Origin of the sequence: Halomonas binhaiensis (assembly GCF_008329985.2) — a bacterium.
Lineage (GTDB): Bacteria > Pseudomonadota > Gammaproteobacteria > Pseudomonadales > Halomonadaceae > Halomonas > Halomonas binhaiensis.
Genome location: NZ_CP038437.2, coordinates 797124 through 817294, shown reverse-complemented (window position 1 = coordinate 817294; position 20171 = coordinate 797124). Strand labels below are relative to the sequence as shown.

The following is a 20171-nucleotide window of genomic DNA, read 5'->3' as shown; positions in this document are numbered from 1 at the left end:
CGCACCTTGCAAGATAATCCGGCACGAACTCGTTGCGATCTTCTCGATCAACGCGGGCAATACTGTCTCAACCATCTTCAACGATGAGGCCCTATGAACCTGATTTTGCTCGCCCAAGATGACATTGTGACCTCGACCAGGGCTCGTGTCAGAGACCCTCGTCGGTTGACCCACCTTCGTCAGGTCCATCGCGCAAAATGCGGCGACATCATGACACTAGGAATCGAGAACGGACTCCTGGGGCGCGGAGAACTGCTGTCGCTGACAGATGAAGAGGCTTGCTTCGATATATCGGCACTGGACCAGGCGCCTCCGGCACCACTGCCGGTTCATCTCGTTCTGGCACTGCCCAGGCCGCGGATGCTGGCTAGAAGCATAGAACATGCCACATCCCTTGGGGTCAAACGACTCACGCTCCTGCATAGCCGACGAGTGGAAAAAAGCTACTGGCAGTCACCTGAGCTCGACCCTGCCAAGATTCACCAACACCTGGTACTGGGCCTGGAGCAAGCCAGGGACACCATGATGCCGACTGTCGAGACAGCCAAAGGCTTTCGGCCATTCGTCGAGGATGACCTGCCAGAGTTGCTCAAGGGGCGTCGAGGCTTGCTCGCTCATCCAGGAATGCCCGTGGCCTGTCCGAGAGGCATCGACGACGAAGCGGTGTTGTTGATTGGCCCCGAAGGGGGGTTCATCGACTGGGAGGTAGAAAAAATGCTGGAAGCCGGCTGCGAGGGCATTCACCTCGGCGAGCGCATCCTGAGAGTCGAGACAGCAGTCACGGCTCTGCTTGCCCGGCTGTTTTAAGACAGAAAAGGGGCGCTGAAGAATCAGCGCCCGATAAGTTCACGCGTCGTCCCTGTTGCTCTCTGCGTCATCACTCTTGGCATCGTGATCTTCATCGGCATCGTGGTTTTCATCGGCATCGTCAAGATGCTCCTTGACGTTACCGTACTCACCTTCGCCATGATGTTCGATCACTTGAGAATCTTCGTCACAGGTCGGGTCGGTAATGAAAGTCTTGTTGACATTGAGCAGCCCCAGTTCACCGATAGTGCGCCGCCCCAGCAGCACGGGATAGATCATGTCCTCGCGGTCCCGCAGGCTGAACTGTTCCTCATGGATGGTATCGCCCATGCAAATCTTCATCAGTACCACCAGGCGAGGATCACGACCACCTGCCCCACGTACTGCCATGTCACGATAGACAGGCTTCTCCAGATGCTTCTCGAACACTTCACCGGTTTCTTCATCGGTCAGCTCAAGATCGAAACGTACCCAGGGCACGTCACCTTTCTTGAACTCTTCAATATTGCGCGCATCCAGTGAAGATGTCAGGGCGCCACTATCGAGCTTGGCCTTGACCTCTATATTCCAGGGTTCAATGGTGGTTTTCTCCACCCAACCAAACACATCCTGTTCTTCCTTGTCGTGATCCGCCAGTGAAGGAGCAGAGATGAACAAAGCCGACATGGCCAACAGCACCGACGCCATGCGACCGGCGTGTTTGAGAGGGGAAGTCGAAAACGTCATGGTCATTCCTCATCAAGCGCCGCCCATCATGGGCGGCACAGAGCTTGGTTTCCTTGATGCGTTGCGCTTCTGATATATGTGATGGCCTGATAGCTCAATGACATCGATCAGAACGTCGAAGTGAGACATCTTAACGGTTCATGCGTTCCAACACGCCCAGGGTCGCAAAACCGTCAGGCACCAGACCCTGGTCACGCTGCCAGGCCCGCAAGCCTTTACGTGTGTTGGGGCCAAGGATGCCATCCGGCGTTCCTACCTCATACCCTAACGCTCCAAGGCGGGCTTGCATTTCCTGTATCTGGGAGCGACTCAACGGCTTCTCGTTCCTGGGCCAACTGCCCTGAACCCCTGGGCGACCGGCGATACGATCGCTGAGTGTCGCAACGGCAAGCCCATAGCTGGTGGCATTGTTGTAACGCAGGATAGCGCGGAAGTTTGGCCCCACCAGGAACGCAGGACCTTGAGCTCCTCCTGGGGTGATCACCGAGGCTTCAGTAAAAGCCGGCAAACGCCCTCCATTGAGCGCTGTTACGCCAAGACTGGCCCACTCTTGAGCAGAGTGGCGGGTACTCAGCTCAGTCTGGGAATAATCGAACCCCTGTGGCAGCTTGACCTCGATCCCCCAAGGTTCACCCTGCCGCCAGCCAGCCTGATGCAAATAGTTGGCTGTCGATGCATAGACATCAGGAATACTGCCCCAGATGTCACGGTGCCCATCGCCATCACCATCCTTGGCATAGGTGACGAAACTGGAAGGGATGAACTGGGTGTGCCCCATGGCCCCGGCCCAGGATCCTTTCATGCGTTCAGGAGAGATATCACCGGCTTGAATGATCTTGAGTGCGGCCAGCAGCTCATCATGAGCCCAATCCCGCCGCCGGCCTTCATAGGCCAGTGTTGCCAATGCATCAAGGGTGGAGAAGTCACCAAAATTCTGGCCAAAGCTGCTCTCGATTCCCCAGATTGCCGTGACCACTTCAGCAGGCACGCCATACTCTGCCTCGGCCGACCGGGCTGCGGCATTATTGTCCGCCAATTTGCTACGGCCCAGGGAAACCCGAGAATCGGAGACTGCGCCATCGAGATATTCCCAGATCGGCCGCACGAACTCAGGCTGAGCCCCGTCGAGCTCGATCACCCGCGAACTGAAGCGCACTCCGTCAAAGGCTCGCTGCAGGGTGTTCTCGCTGATACCTGCTGCAAGCGCCTCTTGACGGAATGCATCCCGCCATTGTTCGAAGCTCTGGAACTGAGCGCTCGGCGCAGTGGCCTGGGACGCTTCATTAGCTGGGTTTACTGCCTGCTCCTTCTGTCCCGGTGCTGCCGGAGAGTCGGGTACGGCAGCCGAACTCTGGCAGCCAGAAAGCGAAGCAATCAATAAAACAGGAACCATCACACGTGTCAGCATGGCGAAAGCAGTCCTTGGCAGTCGAGTTGCTCCGCATGATGACCCAGCTATCGATGTCATTCCAGTCACAAGCTCACAACGGAACGTTCTTCCCATTTTGATACACCTTCCATGCCTGACTGCTCGAGCCATATGATTTCCGAAAAGCAGCCAGAAAGATGGCAATAAAAGGTTGAAAACTGAACAGGAAGCGAGACGTTCAACTTTCGGGTAAAGTGGGACCGCCATCGAGGATGAGCCGAGCTGTACACCAGCCTTCTCTCATCACGTTCAATGACCGCGCAGGATGACCGACCGATGACATTGCTTTGGATCCCCATGCTGACTTTGCTGGGCGTGCTCGTACCAGCATTGACGGCTCAACGAGGCCGGCCAATATGCACCTTGGCGACCGCCGCCCTTCCTACTCTGGCACTGATCCTGACTCTGGCTCAGTTTCCCGCCATTGCCGACGGAGAATATCCCAGAGTCGCGCTGGAATGGATGCCACAGCTCGGTCTCGATCTGGCCTTTCGCCTTGATGGGCTATCACTGCTGTTCAACATTCTGATCCTCGGCATCGGTTTGTTGATTCTGCTCTATGCCCACTACTACCTGGACAAGAGTGAAAGCCATGGACGCTTCTATGCTTATCTGATCCTGTTCATGGCGTCCATGGTCGGTATCGTCATGGCCGACAACCTGCTGGTCCTGTGGATCTTCTGGGAAATGACCAGCCTGTCGTCCTTTCTCCTGATCGGCTTCTGGTCTCACCGCAGTGAAGCGCGCAAGGGCGCGCGCATGGCCATGACCGTGACCGGAGCGGGAGGCCTCGCCCTGCTGGCAGGTTTTCTGTTGCTGGGGGATATCGTCGGCAGCTTCGACATGCAGACCGTACTCGATAGTGCGGACATCATCCTCGCGGATCCTCGTTATCCGCTGGTGTTGGTCCTGGTTCTGCTCGGCGCCTTCACGAAATCTGCCCAGTTTCCTTTCCACTTCTGGTTGCCCCATGCCATGGCGGCGCCGACGCCAGTATCGGCCTATCTGCACTCTGCAACGATGGTCAAGGCCGGCATTTTCCTGATGGCCCGCCTGCACCCTGCCCTGGCCGGCAGCGAACTATGGTCGGCGCTGGTGGCGGTCATCGGTATCACCACCATGGTCTACGCCGCCTGGTTCGCTCTCGTCGAGTCCGACCTGAAGGGTATCCTGGCATTCTCAACCGTCAGCCATCTCGGCCTGATCACGGTGCTGTTAGGCATCGGCAGCCCGATGGCCGTACTAGCGGCGCTCTTCCACATTCTCAACCATGCCACCTTCAAGGCGGCCTTGTTCATGTGTTCGGGGATCATCGACCACGAGGCTGGCACCCGAGACCTCTCACGGCTGGGCAAACTGGCCAAGGCCATGCCAATCACCTGCCTGGTGATGAGCGTCGCAGGCGCCGCGATGGCTGGCTTCCCCTTGTTCAATGGCTTTCTGTCCAAGGAGATGTTCTTCGAGTCCACTCTGCATACCCAGGCGCTGGGTGGCCTGAGCCTGATGCTGCCGGTACTGGCCACCATCGGCGGAGCGCTTTCCGTGGGCTACTCCGTACGTCTGGTGCATGCGGTATTCTTCGCCGAACCACGCCATGCTCCTCCCAAGCACCCCCACGAGCCACCGCGCCTAATGCGGGCTCCTGCAGAGCTGCTGGCGGCACTGTGCGTAGCGATAGGATTGTTTCCTGCCCTGATTGCCACCTGGCTGTTGGCTCCTGCTGTGGAAGCTGTGCTGCAAGCCCCCCTGGAGTTCCATCTCGCCATTTGGCATGGCTTCAACCTGCCCTTGGCCATGAGCGGGGCCGCTGCTGCTGCCGGCATCACAGCCTATGTGCTGCATCGATACATCCGGCGTTTCATTCGCGATTTCCCGTCACGCAATGCCAATCTGATCTTCGAAGGCGCGGTCCAGTACATCTCCGACAAGGCCGAAGTGATAACAGAGTTCTTCGATAATGGCTCGTTGCAGCGCTTCATGGCGCTTTTGATTGGCACTGCCCTATTGATGGGCGCCATTGGCCTGTTCCAGGTAGAAACGCTGACCGGCCCCAAAGGTAACCAGCCCCTGGATGGTGTCTTGATCCTTGGCGCGATGCTGTTGATCTTCACGGGTATCGGCACAGCCGTTACTCACCGACAGCGCCTGCTTTCGTTGATCATGCTGTCGGTGGTGGGCCTGATCGTATCGCTGACCTTTGCCCGTTTCTCGGCACCTGACCTTGCATTGACACAGTTGTCGGTGGAAGTGGTGACAATGATCCTGCTGATGCTGGCACTGTTCTTCCTGCCCCAGAAGACGCCTCGGGAATCCTCTCCCAGCCGTTCACTGCGCGATGTCATCATGTGCAGCGGGCTTGGTGTCGTGATTGCGGCACTCAACTATGCCGTACTGACCCGCGACACCAACACCATCTCCTCCTTTTTCCTCGAGAATAGCGTCCCTGGCGGTGGCGGACATAATGCGGTCAACGTCATCCTGGTGGACTTCCGCGGCTTCGATACGCTGGGTGAGATCACGGTCCTGGCCATTGCCGGCCTGGCCATTCTCAAGCTGCTCAACCGTTTGCGCTTGTTCATGCCACACAGCGACAGTGAAGGCCGTATCTGGTGCCCTGACCGTTACCCGATGATTCTGACCACGGTATCTCAGCCTGTTCTGCCGCTGGCTCTGCTGGTGTCCGTATTCATCTTCCTTCGCGGCCACAACCTTCCCGGCGGTGGCTTCATCGCAGGCCTGATCACGGCGGTGGGCCTGATCCTGATCTACATGGCCCGAGGAGTCGACTGGACCCAGCAGCGCCTGGCATTCCCCTTTCAGCCGATCGCAATTCTGGGAGTCGGCATCGCCACACTGACGGGCTTTGGCAGTTGGTTGTTCGGCTATCCATTCCTGACTTCTTCCTATGACCATTTCCATATTCCATTGATCGGCGATCTGGAGCTGGCCACGGCGCTGCTGTTTGATCTGGGCGTCTATCTGGCGGTCGTAGGTGCCACCCTGATGATTCTCGCCAATCTCGGCAAGGTGACGACTTCCCACCGGCCGAGCAAAGACGATTCGACTCCCATTCCGAGTGGCTTGCACCGTACCGATATTAGCGACACAGCCAACCCGAACCCCGATGCCAAGGAGACCGTGTGATATGGAACTGCTTTATGCCATCACCACCGGCGTGCTCAGCGCCAGCGGCCTGTACTTGACTCTGCGCGGACGAACCTTCCCGGTCGTCGTAGGACTGACGCTGCTGTCCTATGCCGTCAACCTGTTCCTGTTTTCCATGGGCGGCCTGACATCAAACGCTCCCGCCATCATCGGTGACAGCAGCCATTATTCTGATCCACTGCCCCAGGCACTGGTCCTGACGGCCATCGTCATCGGCTTTGCCATGACAGCCTTCGCCATCATTCTGGCCATGCGTGCCCGCGGTGACATGGGCAACGATCACGTGGATGGCCGCAAGGCCGAGGATCGAGGGGAACGTCGCTGATGTCACACCTGATCATCCTTCCCGTCGTTCTGCCACTGGCAGCAGCCGTGATATTGCTGCTGGCACGTTTTGGAGCCTTCACTCGCCGCTTGCTCGCGCTCATTGCCACCGGCGCCTTGCTGATCTCCTGCGTGATGCTGGTAGGCAAAGCCAGCCAAGGGGAAGTGCTCTATTATGCCCTTGGCAACTGGCAGCCTCCCTTTGGCATCGTCCTGGTACTGGACAGACTCTCTGCACTGATGGTGACAGTAACCGCCATCCTGTCCATGGGTTGCGTGATATTTGCCTGTGGTGGCGATGACGAGAAAGGCAGTAACTTCCATGGCCTGTTTCAGCTTCAGCTCATGGGCATCAACGGTGCTTTCCTGACAGGCGATCTGTTCAACCTGTTCGTCTTCTTCGAAGTCCTGCTACTGGCCTCCTATGCCCTGCTGGTGCATGGAGGCGGACGTGATCGCATCCAGTCAGCCGTGCATTATGTCGTGCTCAACCTGGCGGGATCAGCGCTGTTCCTGATTGCCGTAGGCATGCTGTACGGCGCCACTGGCACGCTCAACATGGCCGACATGGCCCGAGCAGTGAGTGTGATGGACCCGGAACGTAACGGCCTGGTCGTGGCCGGGGCACTGATGCTTCTGGTGGTCTTCGGACTCAAGGCTGCCATCCTGCCGCTGTACTTCTGGTTGCCCCGTACTTATGCCAGTGCTCCGGCACCAGTGGCAGCCCTGTTCGCTGTCATGACCAAGGTCGGGATCTATGCCATCCTACGCGTCTATTCCCTGGTCTTTGGTGACCAGGCAGGTACTCTGGAAGCTCTGGAGCAGCCCTGGGTATGGTGGATGGCACTGGCGACACTGGTCATTGCCGCCATAGGTGTGCTGGCAGCCAGGGATCTGCGTCTGCTGGTGGCGTATCTCGTGCTGGTCTCCGTGGGAACCCTGCTGGCGGGCCTGGGCATGCATTCACCTCAGGCGACCTCCGCTCTCCTGTTCTATCTGGTACATACCACTCTGGTCACCGGTGGACTCTTCCTGCTTGCCGACATGATCGGCCTGCAGCGCGGCAAGGTGGGTACTCGTCTGGTCAAGGGCCGCACTCCCATTCATGCAACAGCCCTCGGCTTGCTGTTCCTGCTTGGTGCGATTGCGGTGGCAGGCTTGCCACCCCTCTCCGGCGCCCTCGCCAAGGCCTTGCTGCTGGCGGCGGCAGATGGCATCCAGCGCGCCTGGCTGTGGCCACCGCTGCTGATTGCTGGGTTATGTGCTCTCGTAGCATTGTCCCGGGCAGGCTCGACACTGTTCTGGCGCAGTCAGGAAAGCGACAACACCGATGACCAGTTATCCGGCTGGCACTGGGCTGGCACCGCATGGCTGCTGATTGCCTCCCCTTTGCTGGTCGTTCTGGCCGGCCCCCTGGCCACTTATACCGAAGCGGCAGCGGCTCAGCTCAATGATCCTTCAGCCATAATTCAAGCCCTTCTTCCTACTGAGGAGGATGCCCCATGATGCGCCTGCGCTCCTGGCTGCCCACCCCGGGCCTGTCACTGCTGCTGTTGATTGTCTGGCTGTTGCTGGTCAACCAAGTCTCCGTGGGGCACCTGCTCCTGGGAGGCATTCTTGCCATCGCTATTCCACGCTTGACCTCTCGCTTCTGGGATCGACAGCCGACAGTGCACAAGCCCATGAAGCTGGTGCTGTTCTTCCTGCGTGTCGTTGGCGATATCATCGTTGCCAATCTCCAGGTCGCACGTATCATCCTCAGCCCCTGGCGCCGTTCTCGACCGCATTTCGTCGAGTATCCGCTGATGCTGGAAGAGCGCTTCACGATCACCATTCTGGCCAGCACCATCACCCTCACTCCAGGAACGGTATCCGCCAATCTGCGCATGGATGGAAAGACCTTGCTGATCCATGCCCTGGATGTGGAAGACGACGCGACATTGATTCGCACGATCCGTGAACGCTACGAACAGCCACTGAAGGAGATCTTTGAATGCTAGATACCGCCGTGGTCATCAGCGGTGCCTTGATCGCCTTGTCACTGCTGCTCAACCTGTTCCGTCTTACCCGGGGGCCGGACATGCCTGACCGCATCCTGGCCCTGGACACCATGTACGTGAATTCCATTGCCCTGATTTTGCTGATGGGGTTGTGGATGAACTCCAAGACCTACTTCGAGGCAGCCCTGCTGATTGCCCTTCTCGGCTTCATCAGTACAGTGGCTGTCTGCAAGTATCTGCTACGCGGCGATATCATCGAATAAAGGGAGGAAGAGTCTGCATGCTGTATGTGATTCTTGAAGCGGTGATTTCGGCACTACTGATTGCGGGAGGCCTGTTTGCCTTCATTGGCTCAATGGGTCTTGCGCATCTGCGGGACTTCTTCATGCGCTTGCATGGCCCCACCAAGGCCACGACACTGGGCATCGGCTGCATGCTGATCGCTTCCATGCTGTATTTCAGTGTCACTCAGTCCGAACTACATCTGCAGGAACTGCTGATCACGTTGTTCCTCTTCATCACCGCACCAGTAAGCGCCCACCTGCTGGCCAAGGTAGGGCTCCATCAACGCTTGAAGTTTGTCGATAAAACGCGGGGCAAACCGGTCGAGTTCCTGGATGAAGATATTGGGGGGAAGCCACTGTCTGACTCCAGTGACAGCAATAGTTGAGTCAACCCAGCTGGAGCAAGCAGCACCCTCACTCGATGCAATTCACCAACATCTGCATGTCAAACACAAAGCGCTCGCCGACCTGGCGAGCGCTTTATTTTATATGCGAGATTTACTAGCAGGTTTGTCTTGCCAATTCCTTGCCTGGAGCCAGGGGCTAACAGGAAACAGGGAGGAGTCTTCTACAACCACCCCGAGAGTTCATTGCGCGCAATATCGGCCAGAGCCGCCATATGATCATCACGGTCATTGAGGCAGGCAATATAAGTGAAGCGCTCTCCTCCGGCCTCAAGAAAGGCCTCTTGAATCTGCTGCTGGATCTCTTCCAGCGTTTCCACACAGTCAGCCGAAAACGCAGGAGACACTACGGCAATATGCTTGTGGCCCTGCCGAGCAAGTACCGCCACCTGGTCAATGGTCGCGGGTCCCACCCACTCTTCTGGACCAAATTTGGACTGGAACGTTGTCACGATACTACCGTCCTCCCATCCCAGAGCATGCTGCAGCAACTGAGTGGTTGCATGGCATTGGGTCTCGTAGGGATCTCCGGCCTCGGTGTAACGCTTGGGCACACCATGGTATGAGGCAACCAGTAGAGAAGGTGTCTCATCGCTCTGCCAATGCACTGCAACTGATGCGGCAAGAGCCTCGACATACCCAGGGTGAGCGTAATAGGCAGGAACCGTACGTACCGCTGTCTGCCATTTCTGCTTCATCAACGAGCGGAATAACTGGTCACAGGCGCTCGCCGTCGTCGGAGCTGCATATTGAGGATACAGTGGGAAGAACAGGATACGCTGGCAGCCTTTCTCCTGCAGGCGGCGCACCGCACTGTCGGTGGACGGGTTGCCATAGCGCATGCAGAAATCTACCTCTACCCGCTCTCCATGCTCCGCTTTCAGCAGGGCTGACAGCTTGTCGCACTGCTGGCGAGTGATCGTCAATAACGGGCTCTCGTCGCGTTCCTCGTTCCATATACTGCGATAGGCCTCTCCAGAAGCAAAGGGGCGGCGACTGAGGATGACCAACTGCAATAGTGGCTGCCATAGCCAGCGTGGATAATCCACGACACGCTGGTCAGATAGAAACTCACTCAGGTAACGTCGGACCGACCAGTAATCCGTCGCATCCGGTGTCCCAAGATTCGCCAGCAGAACACCAACCTTGGTGCTCTGCGCGGAAGCATCACACTGGGTCTGAAGAGAGGATAGAGCAGACTGTGGGGCTGGCTGGGCCATGAAAGCAGGATCCTTGAGAAGGTCTAGAGCCGCAAGAATATCACTCGCGGACGCCTGCCTCGAATTGGATTCCATCATGGCCACGATGGCGGGTATCAATAACTGGACAACGCTCAGAATGCCAGGGGAGTACGTGAGGCCAGGGGCGCCAGGTAGTGTGTACTGCGACCGACCAGTTCATCCTCAGCAACCTGCTGCACCAGGTAGGCCTGGTGGATACCGGCCCGCTTGAGCTCCAGATAGACATCCTCCAGAGAGCGGAACAGTACAGGTTTGCCACTGCGACACAGGCTGTGACGCCCCCCTTCCATATCTTCCAGTTCAACCTGATAGAAACGGCTGGTGGAAGAGCCGATCACCCGGATTTCAAAATGGTGCTGCCCTTCTACAAAATTTTGAAGCTCATGAAGTTCCATCATGTCCATCACCTTACTTTTCGCTGTTCTCGTCTTTTAGCCTGGCGTACAGACTAGAGCTGCAGAGTGACAGAACAATGACATCAAGGCTGTTGATGCAGGTCATGAGCAAGAGAAATTATCTGGCCTCGGGTTACTGATACTCCGAAGGATCAATTGCCTTGCCCAGAGAATTGCGGTCGACCCACTTGCCCGCTTTGGTTTCCTTGTAGCGAAACACGACCTTGTCGCCGACTTGTACGGGGAGTTCAGCATCTTCCGTCTGATAGCTGTAATCGACACCGTCTACCACCAGGTGATAGCGATACAGGTCAGGCATGCCCAGCCATTCTTTGAAAGGCCCTTCTCTTTCCGCAGACGCCAATACTCCACGGGCCTCCAGTTTGGGCGCGCGCTGCCGGTTACCGCGTCGAAATCCGCCTGCCATGGGATAAACCTCCAGATTGGGTGGGAAAAAGGAAAGGAGCGGGATTATACGATCCTGTGCACAATGCGCAATGCAGCCTTTCAAGAACGAGGTTACCTCTTACTCGCCGAAGGTATCGCCATACGCATCCGGCGCCAAGTCTTCAAAACGAGTGTACTTACCGATGAAGGCCATGTGCACAGCCCCGATCGGGCCATTACGCTGCTTACCGATGATGAATTCCGCCAGTCCCTTGTTATCGGGATTATCCGGATTGTAGACCTCATCGCGATAGACGAAACCAATCAAGTCAGCATCCTGCTCAATAGCGCCAGATTCCCGCAGGTCAGACATTACCGGGCGCTTGTTGGGACGCTGCTCGAGCGAGCGGTTAAGCTGGGAAAGCGCAATCACCGGGCATGCGAACTCCTTGGCCAATCCCTTGAGAGAACGAGAGATCTCGGAGATTTCACCGGTACGGTTCTCGGAGAAGCCAGGTACCTGCATCAACTGCAGGTAGTCGATCATGATCATGGCCAGGTTGCCATGCTCACGCACGATCCGCCGTACCCGGGAGCGCATCTCATTGGGAGACAACGCGGCGGTATCGTCGATGAAGAGCTGCTTGTCCTTGAGCAGGTTGACCGCAGACGTCAGGCGCGGCCAATCTTCATCTTCCAACTGGCCACTACGTACTCGTGTCTGGTCGATACGCCCCAGGGATGACAGCATCCTGAGCATGATGGATTCCGCCGGCATCTCCATGGAAAACACGACGACCGGCCTGTCGCTGGATACCACGGCATGTTCCACCAGATTCATGGCAAAGGTCGTCTTGCCCATCGAAGGACGTCCAGCGACGATAACCAGATCCGAAGGCTGAAGGCCGGATGTCATTTCATCAAGATCGCGGAACCCCGTGGACAACCCCGTCATCGCCCCCTTCATGTTGAACAGCTCATCAATGCGGTCGACCGCCTTGGTCAGCAGTTCACTCATGCCGATCGGCCCTCCCGCCTTGGGACGATCCTCGCTGATCTGGAACACCAGACGCTCGGCTTCGTTGACCAGCTCATCGGAGCCTCGGCCATTGGGGGCGAAAGCACTTTCTGCGATCTGATTGGCGGCCTGAATCAACTTGCGTAATGTCGCTCGCTCGCGAACGATGTCGCCATAAGCGCGTATGTTGCTCGCTGAGGGGGTATTTCGCGCCAGTTCCGCCAGATACGCCAGACCTCCCACCGTGTCCAACTGGTCTCGCGCCTCCAGAGCTTCCGACAGAGTCACCACATCCAAAGGTTGACTGCCTTCCGCCAGCGCCACCATGGCGTTGAAAATCAGACGATGCTCGTAACGATAGAAATCACCAGCAGCCAGGCGATCGGCGATACCATCCCAAGCTTGGTTGTCGAGCATCAAGCCTCCGAGCACTGACTGCTCGGCTTCGAGAGAATGTGGCGGTACCTTCAGCGCAGCGGCTTCCTGGTCGAGTTCCTGGACCTCACTCATGCACTCATTACCTTGGCGATGACAAACGGAAAAATTCGGGCTGGCTCATTCTACCCGAAGCGAGCCTCTCTCGCCCGAAAACGCAAAAACCCTCTGCCACAAGGCAGAGGGTTTGACTCCGTGACTCCCTACGCAATATCAGTTGGCAGTCGATAGCTCAGAGCCTTTCAGAGAATCACGAGGAGGCTGTGCAGGTTCATCCACGGCGAAGATGCCACCACTCAAGCGACGCACGCGCTTCATGAACAAGGCGATACACAGCAGCGTGCCAAGTGCGGCCACCACATAACTGACCTGCAACGACAGGCCAAAGCCAATCGGCGCATAGGCCAGGTAGGTGAAGGTCGCCATGGTCATGAACACGGCAGGGATAGAGGTGATCAGGTGAGGCTTGCGCGCCAGCACCAGGTACATGGTACCGACCCACAAGGCGATGACAGCTGTCGTCTGGTTGGCCCAGGAGAAGTAGCGCCACAGCAGGGTGAAGTCGATATGGGTCAGCGCATAGGAAGCCACGAACAAAGGAGCCGCTACCATCAAGCGCTTGACCAGAGGCTTCTGGTCGATCTTGAGATAGTCGGCAATGATCATCCGCGCACTGCGGAAGGCCGTATCACCAGAGGTGATCGGCAGCACGATGACGCCCAGTATTGCAAGCGTGCCGCCAATGGCGCCCAGCATGGAGATGGAAACCTCACTGACCACCGCAGCAGGACCACCTGCTGCCAGCACGGCCGACAGGCTATGATCGCCATGGAACAGGCTCATCGCCGCAGCAGCCCAGATCATCGCGATGATCCCTTCAGCGATCATCATGCCGTAAAAGATCTTGCGACCGTTGTCTTCATTCTCGGTGGTACGCGAAATGATGGGCGTCTGTGTTGCATGAAAGCCGGACAAGGCACCGCAGGAAATCGTCAGGAACAGCAGCGGAAAGATAGGAGCACCTTCAGGGTGCATGTTCTGCAGTGACAGCTCAGGAATTGGAGCTCCCGTCACTACGAGACCGATACCGATGCCTGCCGCACTAATCAGTAACAAAGCACCGAAGTACGGATAGATGCGTCCGATGATCTTGTCGATGGGCAGCAGCGTTGCCAACAGGTAATAGGCGAAGATGGCGCCAATGATCAGCGTCAGGGAGAAAGGTGTCATGCTTTGCAGCAAGGCAGCAGGCGACGTCACGAAGACAGTTCCCACCAGCAGCAATAACAGAACCGCAAAACCATTGACCACATGCTTCATGGTCTTGCCCAGGAACTTGCCGGCCAGCTGAGGCAAGTGAGCACCGTGGTTACGGATCGAGATCATGCCAGTCAGATAGTCGTGAACGGCACCGGCAAAAATGCAGCCAATGACAATCCACAGAAAAGCGACTGGCCCGTAGAGCGCCCCCAGAATCGGCCCGAAAATAGGACCAACACCCGCAATGTTCAAAAGCTGGATCAGAGAGTTGCGCGCAGAGTTCATCGGCAGGTAATCGACATCGTCGCGCATCGTAAACGCCGGAGTGGGTCTCTTGCGGTCCGTGACGAAAACACGTTCCACGAACTTGCCATAAGTGAAATAGCCCACAACCAGAAGCAGGATTGCGGTGATGAAGGTAATCATCCAGGCACCCTCTGAGACGGCCGCCGCTCGATACGTGCAGACGGCGTGAAAGATACTGGGCAGTGATTGGCCCAGTCCACGAGCAGGGGGCAATCTACTTAGGTTGCTAATACCAAGCAGCTATACTTTGGTCGCAAATGCTTGATTCTGCACCCACCCCCGGCACCGAGAGGCCTGATAAATAGGCATTAATATAAAACAAACAAAATATACAAAATGACAGGAGAGACCGATCAAGATGGCCTGGCGCGCTGGAAGTGGTGAAAACAGCGCCAAGATAAAACCGGGAAGAACTTCATCAGAGGGATATGAAAGCGGTTCATAAAATGCACAAAACAAAGGGCGCGAGAGAAACTCCCGCGCCCTTTGCACCATCGTGAACGAGGCTTGCCTTACTCGGCAACAACCACTACACGAACGGTGGCATCGACTTCAGCGTGCAGGTGCAGGACGATGTCGTACTCGCCAGTCTGGCGAATCGGACCTTCCGGCATGCGCACTTCGCTCTTGGCCACTTCGAGCCCGGCGCTGGAAATGGCTTCTGCCAGATCACGCGGACCGATGGAACCGAACAGCTTGCCTTCGTCGCCAGCAACCGGCAGCTCAGGCAGCAGCCTGAGCTTCAAGGCTGGGCCAAACCAAGTAGTTACGGCCATAACCAGGCTTGACGGTGACCTTGTCACCAAGACCGCCCAGCTTGCCAATGTTGTCGAGCAGAATGACTTCCATCTCGTAAACCTCTTATCAGTTGTCGTGGCCCAGACGCCTGCGAAAATCCGCGAAGGTGTCAATCATGGCCACGACCAGCACGATGAGAATCATGGGCCAGGTGGTGATCAGCAGCACATAGAACGCGACCAGCCACAACCCGTTCATCCCCTTACGTCCAACCACACCGTGTATCAGTCCAATGCCTGCCATCAGCAGCGGTATCCAGGCCAGCATGCCCAACCCTGGTAGCCCCAGCACAGCACCTGCGACCAGCAATACCACCAGGAACACCAGTTCCCGAATGCTGAGGCGCAATGCATGGAACTCTTCCCGGAAACCGCCCGGGTTGTAGAGCCCTGCTTGCCAGCTACGTGCCAGCACCAGGCATGCCACAGCAGCCAGCATGACTACCAGCCCTGTAACACCGCTGATCAGCAACTCCGCCAGCGTCTTGGCATCGACGCCACTGGCAGCCAGATCATCAAGAAACGCGCTGAGCTCAGTAGAGCTCTGACGCAATTCTTCCAGCAGCATGGCCGTGTCTGCCCGAGGCAAGAACACTCCCAGCTGAATCATCACTGCACCTGCCAGGGCGCCGACGATGAGTGCCTCGCCCCAGCGCATGCGAGAGCGCAGCACAATGGCCATCAGTATTGCCAGCAGCGTGGTTGCCAAGGGAATCGGATCACCCTGGGTCCACCACCATCCCGCAGGAATGGCTGCTGCGGCAATGACAGGAAGTCCGGAGGACATGCCGCGCCGCAAAGTGACCAAAGCGGCAATGGCGCTGCCGAACCAGAACAGCCACGGAATTGCAGAAGCCAGCAAAGCGACCAGAGCAGCCTGAGGCGCGCCCTTCATCGCCCATCGCGCGATAGCAAGCATCGACTAACGCTTACTGGTGGCTATCGGTATAGGGCAGCAGAGCCAGATAGCGAGCGCGCTTGATCGCGGTAGACAGCTGGCGCTGATAACGGGCCTTGGTACCGGTGATACGGCTGGGAACGATCTTGCCGGTCTCGGTGATGTAGGCCTTGAGCGTGTCCAGATCCTTGTAGTCGATCTGCTTCACGCCTTCAGCGGTGAAACGGCAGAACTTACGGCGACGGAAAAAACGTGCCATGGGTAGACTCCTTATAACGTGCGATGAGCGACTTAGGCGGATTCAGCGGTGCGCGGCTTTTCTTCGCGACGGGCACGCTTCTCTTCCACCGGTTTCATCATCGGAGACGCTTCAGTGATGGCTTCCTTGCAGCGCACCACCAAGCTACGAATGATGGCATCGTTGAAGCGGAAGATGTTCTCGATTTCCTCGATAGTCTCGCCGCTGGCTTCAACGTTCATCAGCACGTAGTGAGCCTTGTGGATCTTGTTGATCGGGTAAGCCAGGTGACGACGGCCCCAATCCTCGAGACGATGAACAGTACCGGCATTCTCGGTCACGATGCTGGTGTAGCGCTCGACCATGGCCGGAACCTGCTCACTCTGGTCCGGATGGACGCATCGCAGCTTCTCGGGCTATTGCCTAAAGTTATAAAAGCAACGTCCGTATACGGACGCGCCCGCGCAGGACGCACGGGCGCAAGTATTCTATAGGAGCGCCCCTATTGGGGCAAGCGCTGCCGTACCACCTCGAACAAGCAGATGCCTGTAGCTACCGACACGTTCAAGCTCGACACCTGCCCCGCCATGGGCAGCTTGACCAGGGTGTCACAGGCCTCGCGGGTCAAACGCCGCATGCCCTTGCCTTCGGCCCCCATGACCAGCGCCGTAGGCCCACTGAAATCAGCCTCGAACAGACTGCTTTCGGCCTCGCCGGCGGTCCCCGTGATCCATACTCCCATGTCCTTGAGCTTGGCCAGCGCACGCGCCAGATTGGTCACCTGATAGACAGGAACACTTTCGGCCGCCCCGCAGGCCACTTTTCGCACCGTGGCATTCAAGGGAGCTGCGCGGTCCTTGGGCACAATGACACCATGCACACCGGCAGCATCAGCGCTACGCAGGCATGCCCCAACGTTATGCACATCGGTGACACCATCAAGGATCAACAACAATGGAGGTGTGTCACGCTTCCAGGCCTTGAGTTGATGCCAGAGGACTTCTTCGCTCTCCGGCACCAATGGGGGAACAAAAGCCACTACCCCTTGATGAGATGCCCCCTGAGACAGGCGATCCAGCTCATCGCGTGGGACATGGCGTATTCGTGCCCCTCGGGAACGAAGCGTATCGATCAAGTCCGCCAGACGACGCTCTGCGTCACCATCCTGCACCCATACCTCACGCGGAGACTCTCCGCGCTCGATGAGGGCACGCACTGCATGCACTCCAAATACACTGTCAAGTCCACCGGGCGTCGCCGGAGAAGCACTTCGACGACGTTGCTGTTGACGTTTGTTACTGTTGGCCACGGCCTCTACCTCTTGCTACGACGCGACCGCCGCCGACGTGTTTTCTTTTCAGTACCGCTCTTGGCGGCTTTATCGGCATCACTCTGGGCAGTTTCACCCACCCCGCTCTGGGCGGCTTTTCCCACCCCGCTCTGGGCAGTTTTATCCACTCCGCTCTGGGCAGTTTTCCCTCGGCGTGACTTGCTGGGCCTGGAGTATTTCGCAGGCGTGCTCGATTTGCTCTTGCCATCCGCCACAGTCGCTTCTGAGCCGCGCCGCTTGCGAGGCTTGCGCCTGGGGCGGGGCTGCCCGTCGGTAAGTTCAAAGTCGATCTTGCGCTCGTCCAGGTCGACCCGCGCCACCTGCACTGTCACACCATCCCCAAGACGATAACTGATCCCGGTACGCTCCCCCTTGAGGCGATGCTTCTCCGGCTCGTAATGGTAATAATCCGAAGGCAACGAGGTAACGTGCACCAGCCCTTCAACATAGACTTCGTCAAGGCGCACGAAGATACCGAACTGGGTGACAGAGGCAATGGTGCCGTCATAGACCTCACCAAGCTTGTCGGACATGAACTCGCACTTGAGCCAGCCTTCCACATCGCGCGTAGCATCGTCAGCACGGCGCTCCGTCATCGAGCAGTGCTCCCCCAGCTCCAGCATCTGCTCGAAGGTGTAAGGACACCACGTGCTTGGCGGCTCTACGGGAGCACCATCGACACGCAGCACCGTACTGGTCTGGCGCGGCCCACGAATGACCGAACGAATGGCGCGGTGGACCAGCAGATCCGGATAGCGACGAATCGGCGAGGTGAAGTGGGCATAGGCCGGATAAGCCAGGCCGAAATGGCCTTCATTGTGCGGTGAATACACCGCCTGGCTCATGGAACGCAGCATCACCGTCTGAATGATGTCGGCGTCTTCACGATCCTTGATGGCCTCGGCCAGGTCACGATAATCCTGGGGCGTAGGATCATCCCCCCCGCCAAGTGACATGCCGATTTCATTGAGGAACAGACGCAGCTTGTCCAGGCGCTCAGCACTGGGCCCCTCATGAATGCGGTACAGCGCTGGCAAGTCATGCTTGTCGAGGAAACGCGCCGTAGCCACGTTAGCCGCAAGCATGCACTCCTCAATAATCTTGTGGGCATCGTTGCGCGAACGCGGCACGATCTTTTCGATCTTGCGCTCCTCATTGAAGAGGATCGCCGTTTCGGTGGTCTCGAAGTCGATGGCCCCACGCTCGGTACGCGCCTGGCGCAGCAGCTTGTACAGGCTGAAGAGGTTCTTCAGTGATGGCACCAGGGCCTTGTACTCCCGGCGCAACGCTTCACCTTCCTCGCCTTCATCCTGAAGGATGGCCGCCACCTTGTTATAGGTCAGGCGCGCATGAGAGCGGAACACAGCTTCATAAAAACGATAGCGACTGATATTGCCGCTCTTGGAAATATTCAGCTCGCAGACCATGGCCAGGCGGTCCACTCCCGGATTAAGGGAGCACAGGCCATTGGACAGCAGCTCCGGCAGCATCGGCACCACCTGCCCCGGGAAGTACACCGAGTTGCCCCTGGCGATGGCTTCCTCGTCGAGAGGACTATTCGAACGCACATAATGAGAAACATCGGCGATAGCCACCAATAGCTTCCAACTGCCAGAGCGTGTCTTGTATGCGCAGACCGCATCATCGAAGTCCTTGGCGGTCTCGTCGTCGATCGTCACCAGAGGCTTGTCACGCAGGTCCACACGATGCAGCTTGTCTTGTTCGGCCACTTCCGCCGACATGGAGGCGATCTGATCCATGACTTCCGGAGGAAACTCCGCAGGAATCTCGTAGCTGCGCAGGGCAATATCAATTTCCATACCGGGATCCATACGCTCGCCGAGCACCTCGACGACTTCACCCACCGGCTGTACCCGGGTGTCCGGCTGCTTGACGATACGTGCCGAGACCACCTGGCCATCGCGCGCCCCACCACAGGCACTATGAGGGATGATGACTTCCTGGGTGATACGCAGATTCTCGGGGATCAGCACGCCGAATTCGGAGGTGTTCTCTCGATACACACCCACGATCGTCTGCGTGTTACGAGCCAGAACTTCTACCACGGTGGCCTCATCGCGTCCTCGGCGATCCCGACCACTGACGCGCACCAGTACATGGTCGCCATGGAATACCCGGCGCATCTGACGCGGCGGCATTACCAGATCGGGTTTCTTGCCATCGTCACGAAGCAGAAAGCCAAAGCCATCACGATGGCCCAGCACTTTGCCTTTGATCAGATCGAGCTTGTCGATCAGCGCATAGGCGCCCCGACGATTGCGCAGCACCTGCCCATCACGCTCCATGGCGGCAAGCCGTCGACGTACGGCTTCACGCAGATCCTCATCATCCAGCCCCAGTAAATCACTCATGGCCTCGTGAGTGATCGGCTTGCCGATGTCCTCAAGGCGGCCAAGAAGATATTCACGGGAAGGGGCGGGTTTATCGTACTTGTGAGCTTCGCGGCTGGCATAGGAGTCGCTGTCTAGCGTCCAGTGAGTCATGCGGCGGGCATCCTTGACGGTGTCGGAGATGAGAACCAGGCGCCGGCACCCTGGCGCGCGAGTATCTTTTCATTCATTTCATTGATCATGGGCGCAGTATAGCGCTGGCTGCAGACACACCCAACTATCGACGACCTTTATTCACTGGATAATGTGGAATGGGGGGCCTGAAAAATCTTGCTGAAACTCGCGACTAAGGGCTTGCATTGTGCCGAAGATTCGG

19 protein-coding genes and 1 pseudogene are annotated in these 20171 nt (G+C 57.5%); 7 read left to right on the top strand and 13 right to left on the bottom strand.

The genetic code is table 11. The annotated features are described in order from the left end of the window. Positions 1-93 precede the first annotated feature (93 nt). Positions 94-807 carry a 16S rRNA (uracil(1498)-N(3))-methyltransferase gene (locus E4T21_RS03580; protein WP_149283571.1) on the top strand — a complete coding sequence of 238 codons (714 nt, stop codon included), beginning with the start codon at positions 94-96 and terminating at the stop codon, positions 805-807. Positions 808-846: 39 nt separating this feature from the next. On the opposite strand, the gene rloA3 is transcribed toward E4T21_RS03580, so the two are convergent. Together rloA3 and E4T21_RS03570 are read right to left on the bottom strand one after the other, a co-directional pair. Next, positions 847-1533: a retropepsin-like aspartic peptidase RloA3 gene (gene rloA3 / locus E4T21_RS03575; protein WP_338036114.1), complete on the bottom strand. Its 687-nt coding sequence runs from the start codon at positions 1531-1533 to the stop codon at positions 847-849. A gap of 130 nt (positions 1534-1663) precedes the next feature. Next, a complete protein-coding gene (locus E4T21_RS03570) occupies positions 1664-2941 on the bottom strand; it encodes a lytic murein transglycosylase (protein ID WP_149283569.1) in 1278 nt (425 codons plus the stop codon). Between the two features lie 297 nt (positions 2942-3238). Between E4T21_RS03570 and E4T21_RS03565 the strand changes: the two genes are divergently transcribed. From E4T21_RS03565 to E4T21_RS03540, 6 genes are read left to right on the top strand one after another with little or no spacing between them, the layout of a single operon-like run. Beyond that, positions 3239-6106, top strand: coding sequence for a monovalent cation/H+ antiporter subunit A (locus E4T21_RS03565; RefSeq protein ID WP_149283567.1), 2868 nt, complete (start codon positions 3239-3241; stop codon positions 6104-6106). 1 nt (position 6107) lies between these two features. Then, a complete protein-coding gene (locus E4T21_RS03560; RefSeq protein ID WP_149283565.1) occupies positions 6108-6452 on the top strand; it encodes a Na+/H+ antiporter subunit C in 345 nt (114 codons plus the stop codon). Then, entirely contained in the window at positions 6449-7957 is a 1509-nt protein-coding gene (locus tag E4T21_RS03555) for a monovalent cation/H+ antiporter subunit D (RefSeq protein ID WP_149283563.1), read from the top strand. Before E4T21_RS03560 ends, E4T21_RS03555 begins: the two co-directional genes overlap by 4 nt. After that, on the top strand, positions 7954-8451 hold the full coding sequence (locus E4T21_RS03550) for a Na+/H+ antiporter subunit E (RefSeq protein WP_149283561.1): 498 nt from the start codon (positions 7954-7956) through the stop codon (positions 8449-8451). The genes E4T21_RS03555 and E4T21_RS03550 overlap by 4 nt, the downstream gene beginning before the upstream one ends. Next, positions 8445-8714: a K+/H+ antiporter subunit F gene (locus tag E4T21_RS03545; RefSeq protein WP_149283559.1), complete on the top strand. Its 270-nt coding sequence runs from the start codon at positions 8445-8447 to the stop codon at positions 8712-8714. Before E4T21_RS03550 ends, E4T21_RS03545 begins: the two co-directional genes overlap by 7 nt. A 17-nt stretch (positions 8715-8731) precedes the next feature. Further along, complete coding sequence (locus E4T21_RS03540) at positions 8732-9121, top strand: Na+/H+ antiporter subunit G (protein WP_187775101.1); 390 nt, start codon at positions 8732-8734, stop codon at positions 9119-9121. A gap of 182 nt (positions 9122-9303) precedes the next feature. Here the strand turns inward: E4T21_RS03540 and hemH are convergent, their stop codons facing one another. From hemH to rnr, 11 genes and pseudogenes are all read right to left on the bottom strand, one after another. After that, complete coding sequence (hemH, locus tag E4T21_RS03535) at positions 9304-10359, bottom strand: ferrochelatase (RefSeq protein WP_149283557.1); 1056 nt, start codon at positions 10357-10359, stop codon at positions 9304-9306. Positions 10360-10472: 113 nt separating this feature from the next. After that, entirely contained in the window at positions 10473-10775 is a 303-nt protein-coding gene (locus E4T21_RS03530) for a DUF6482 family protein (RefSeq protein ID WP_149287014.1), read from the bottom strand. 133 nt (positions 10776-10908) lie between these two features. After that, positions 10909-11202, bottom strand: coding sequence for a hypothetical protein (locus tag E4T21_RS03525; RefSeq protein ID WP_149283555.1), 294 nt, complete (start codon positions 11200-11202; stop codon positions 10909-10911). A 99-nt stretch (positions 11203-11301) separates the two neighbouring features. Next, positions 11302-12690 (bottom strand): replicative DNA helicase, encoded by a 1389-nt coding sequence (gene dnaB / locus E4T21_RS03520; RefSeq protein ID WP_149283553.1) that lies wholly within the window; start codon positions 12688-12690, stop codon positions 11302-11304. 138 nt (positions 12691-12828) lie between these two features. Beyond that, positions 12829-14301, bottom strand: a complete 1473-nt coding sequence (locus E4T21_RS03515; protein ID WP_149283551.1) for a carbon starvation CstA family protein — start codon at positions 14299-14301, stop codon at positions 12829-12831. A gap of 392 nt (positions 14302-14693) precedes the next feature. Then, positions 14694-15030 (bottom strand): annotated as a pseudogene (rplI, locus tag E4T21_RS03510) (50S ribosomal protein L9). Positions 15031-15045: 15 nt separating this feature from the next. Further along, a complete protein-coding gene (locus E4T21_RS03505) occupies positions 15046-15897 on the bottom strand; it encodes a hypothetical protein (RefSeq protein ID WP_149283549.1) in 852 nt (283 codons plus the stop codon). 10 nt (positions 15898-15907) lie between these two features. Next, entirely contained in the window at positions 15908-16135 is a 228-nt protein-coding gene (rpsR, locus tag E4T21_RS03500; RefSeq protein ID WP_016853668.1) for a 30S ribosomal protein S18, read from the bottom strand. 32 nt (positions 16136-16167) lie between these two features. Beyond that, positions 16168-16521, bottom strand: a complete 354-nt coding sequence (gene rpsF / locus E4T21_RS03495; RefSeq protein ID WP_420827734.1) for a 30S ribosomal protein S6 — start codon at positions 16519-16521, stop codon at positions 16168-16170. A 95-nt stretch (positions 16522-16616) separates the two neighbouring features. After that, positions 16617-17423, bottom strand: coding sequence for a 23S rRNA (guanosine(2251)-2'-O)-methyltransferase RlmB (gene rlmB / locus E4T21_RS03490; RefSeq protein WP_420827723.1), 807 nt, complete (start codon positions 17421-17423; stop codon positions 16617-16619). A 5-nt stretch (positions 17424-17428) separates the two neighbouring features. After that, positions 17429-19948 carry a ribonuclease R gene (gene rnr / locus E4T21_RS03485; RefSeq protein WP_149283546.1) on the bottom strand — a complete coding sequence of 840 codons (2520 nt, stop codon included), beginning with the start codon at positions 19946-19948 and terminating at the stop codon, positions 17429-17431. Positions 19949-20171: the final 223 nt, after the last annotated feature.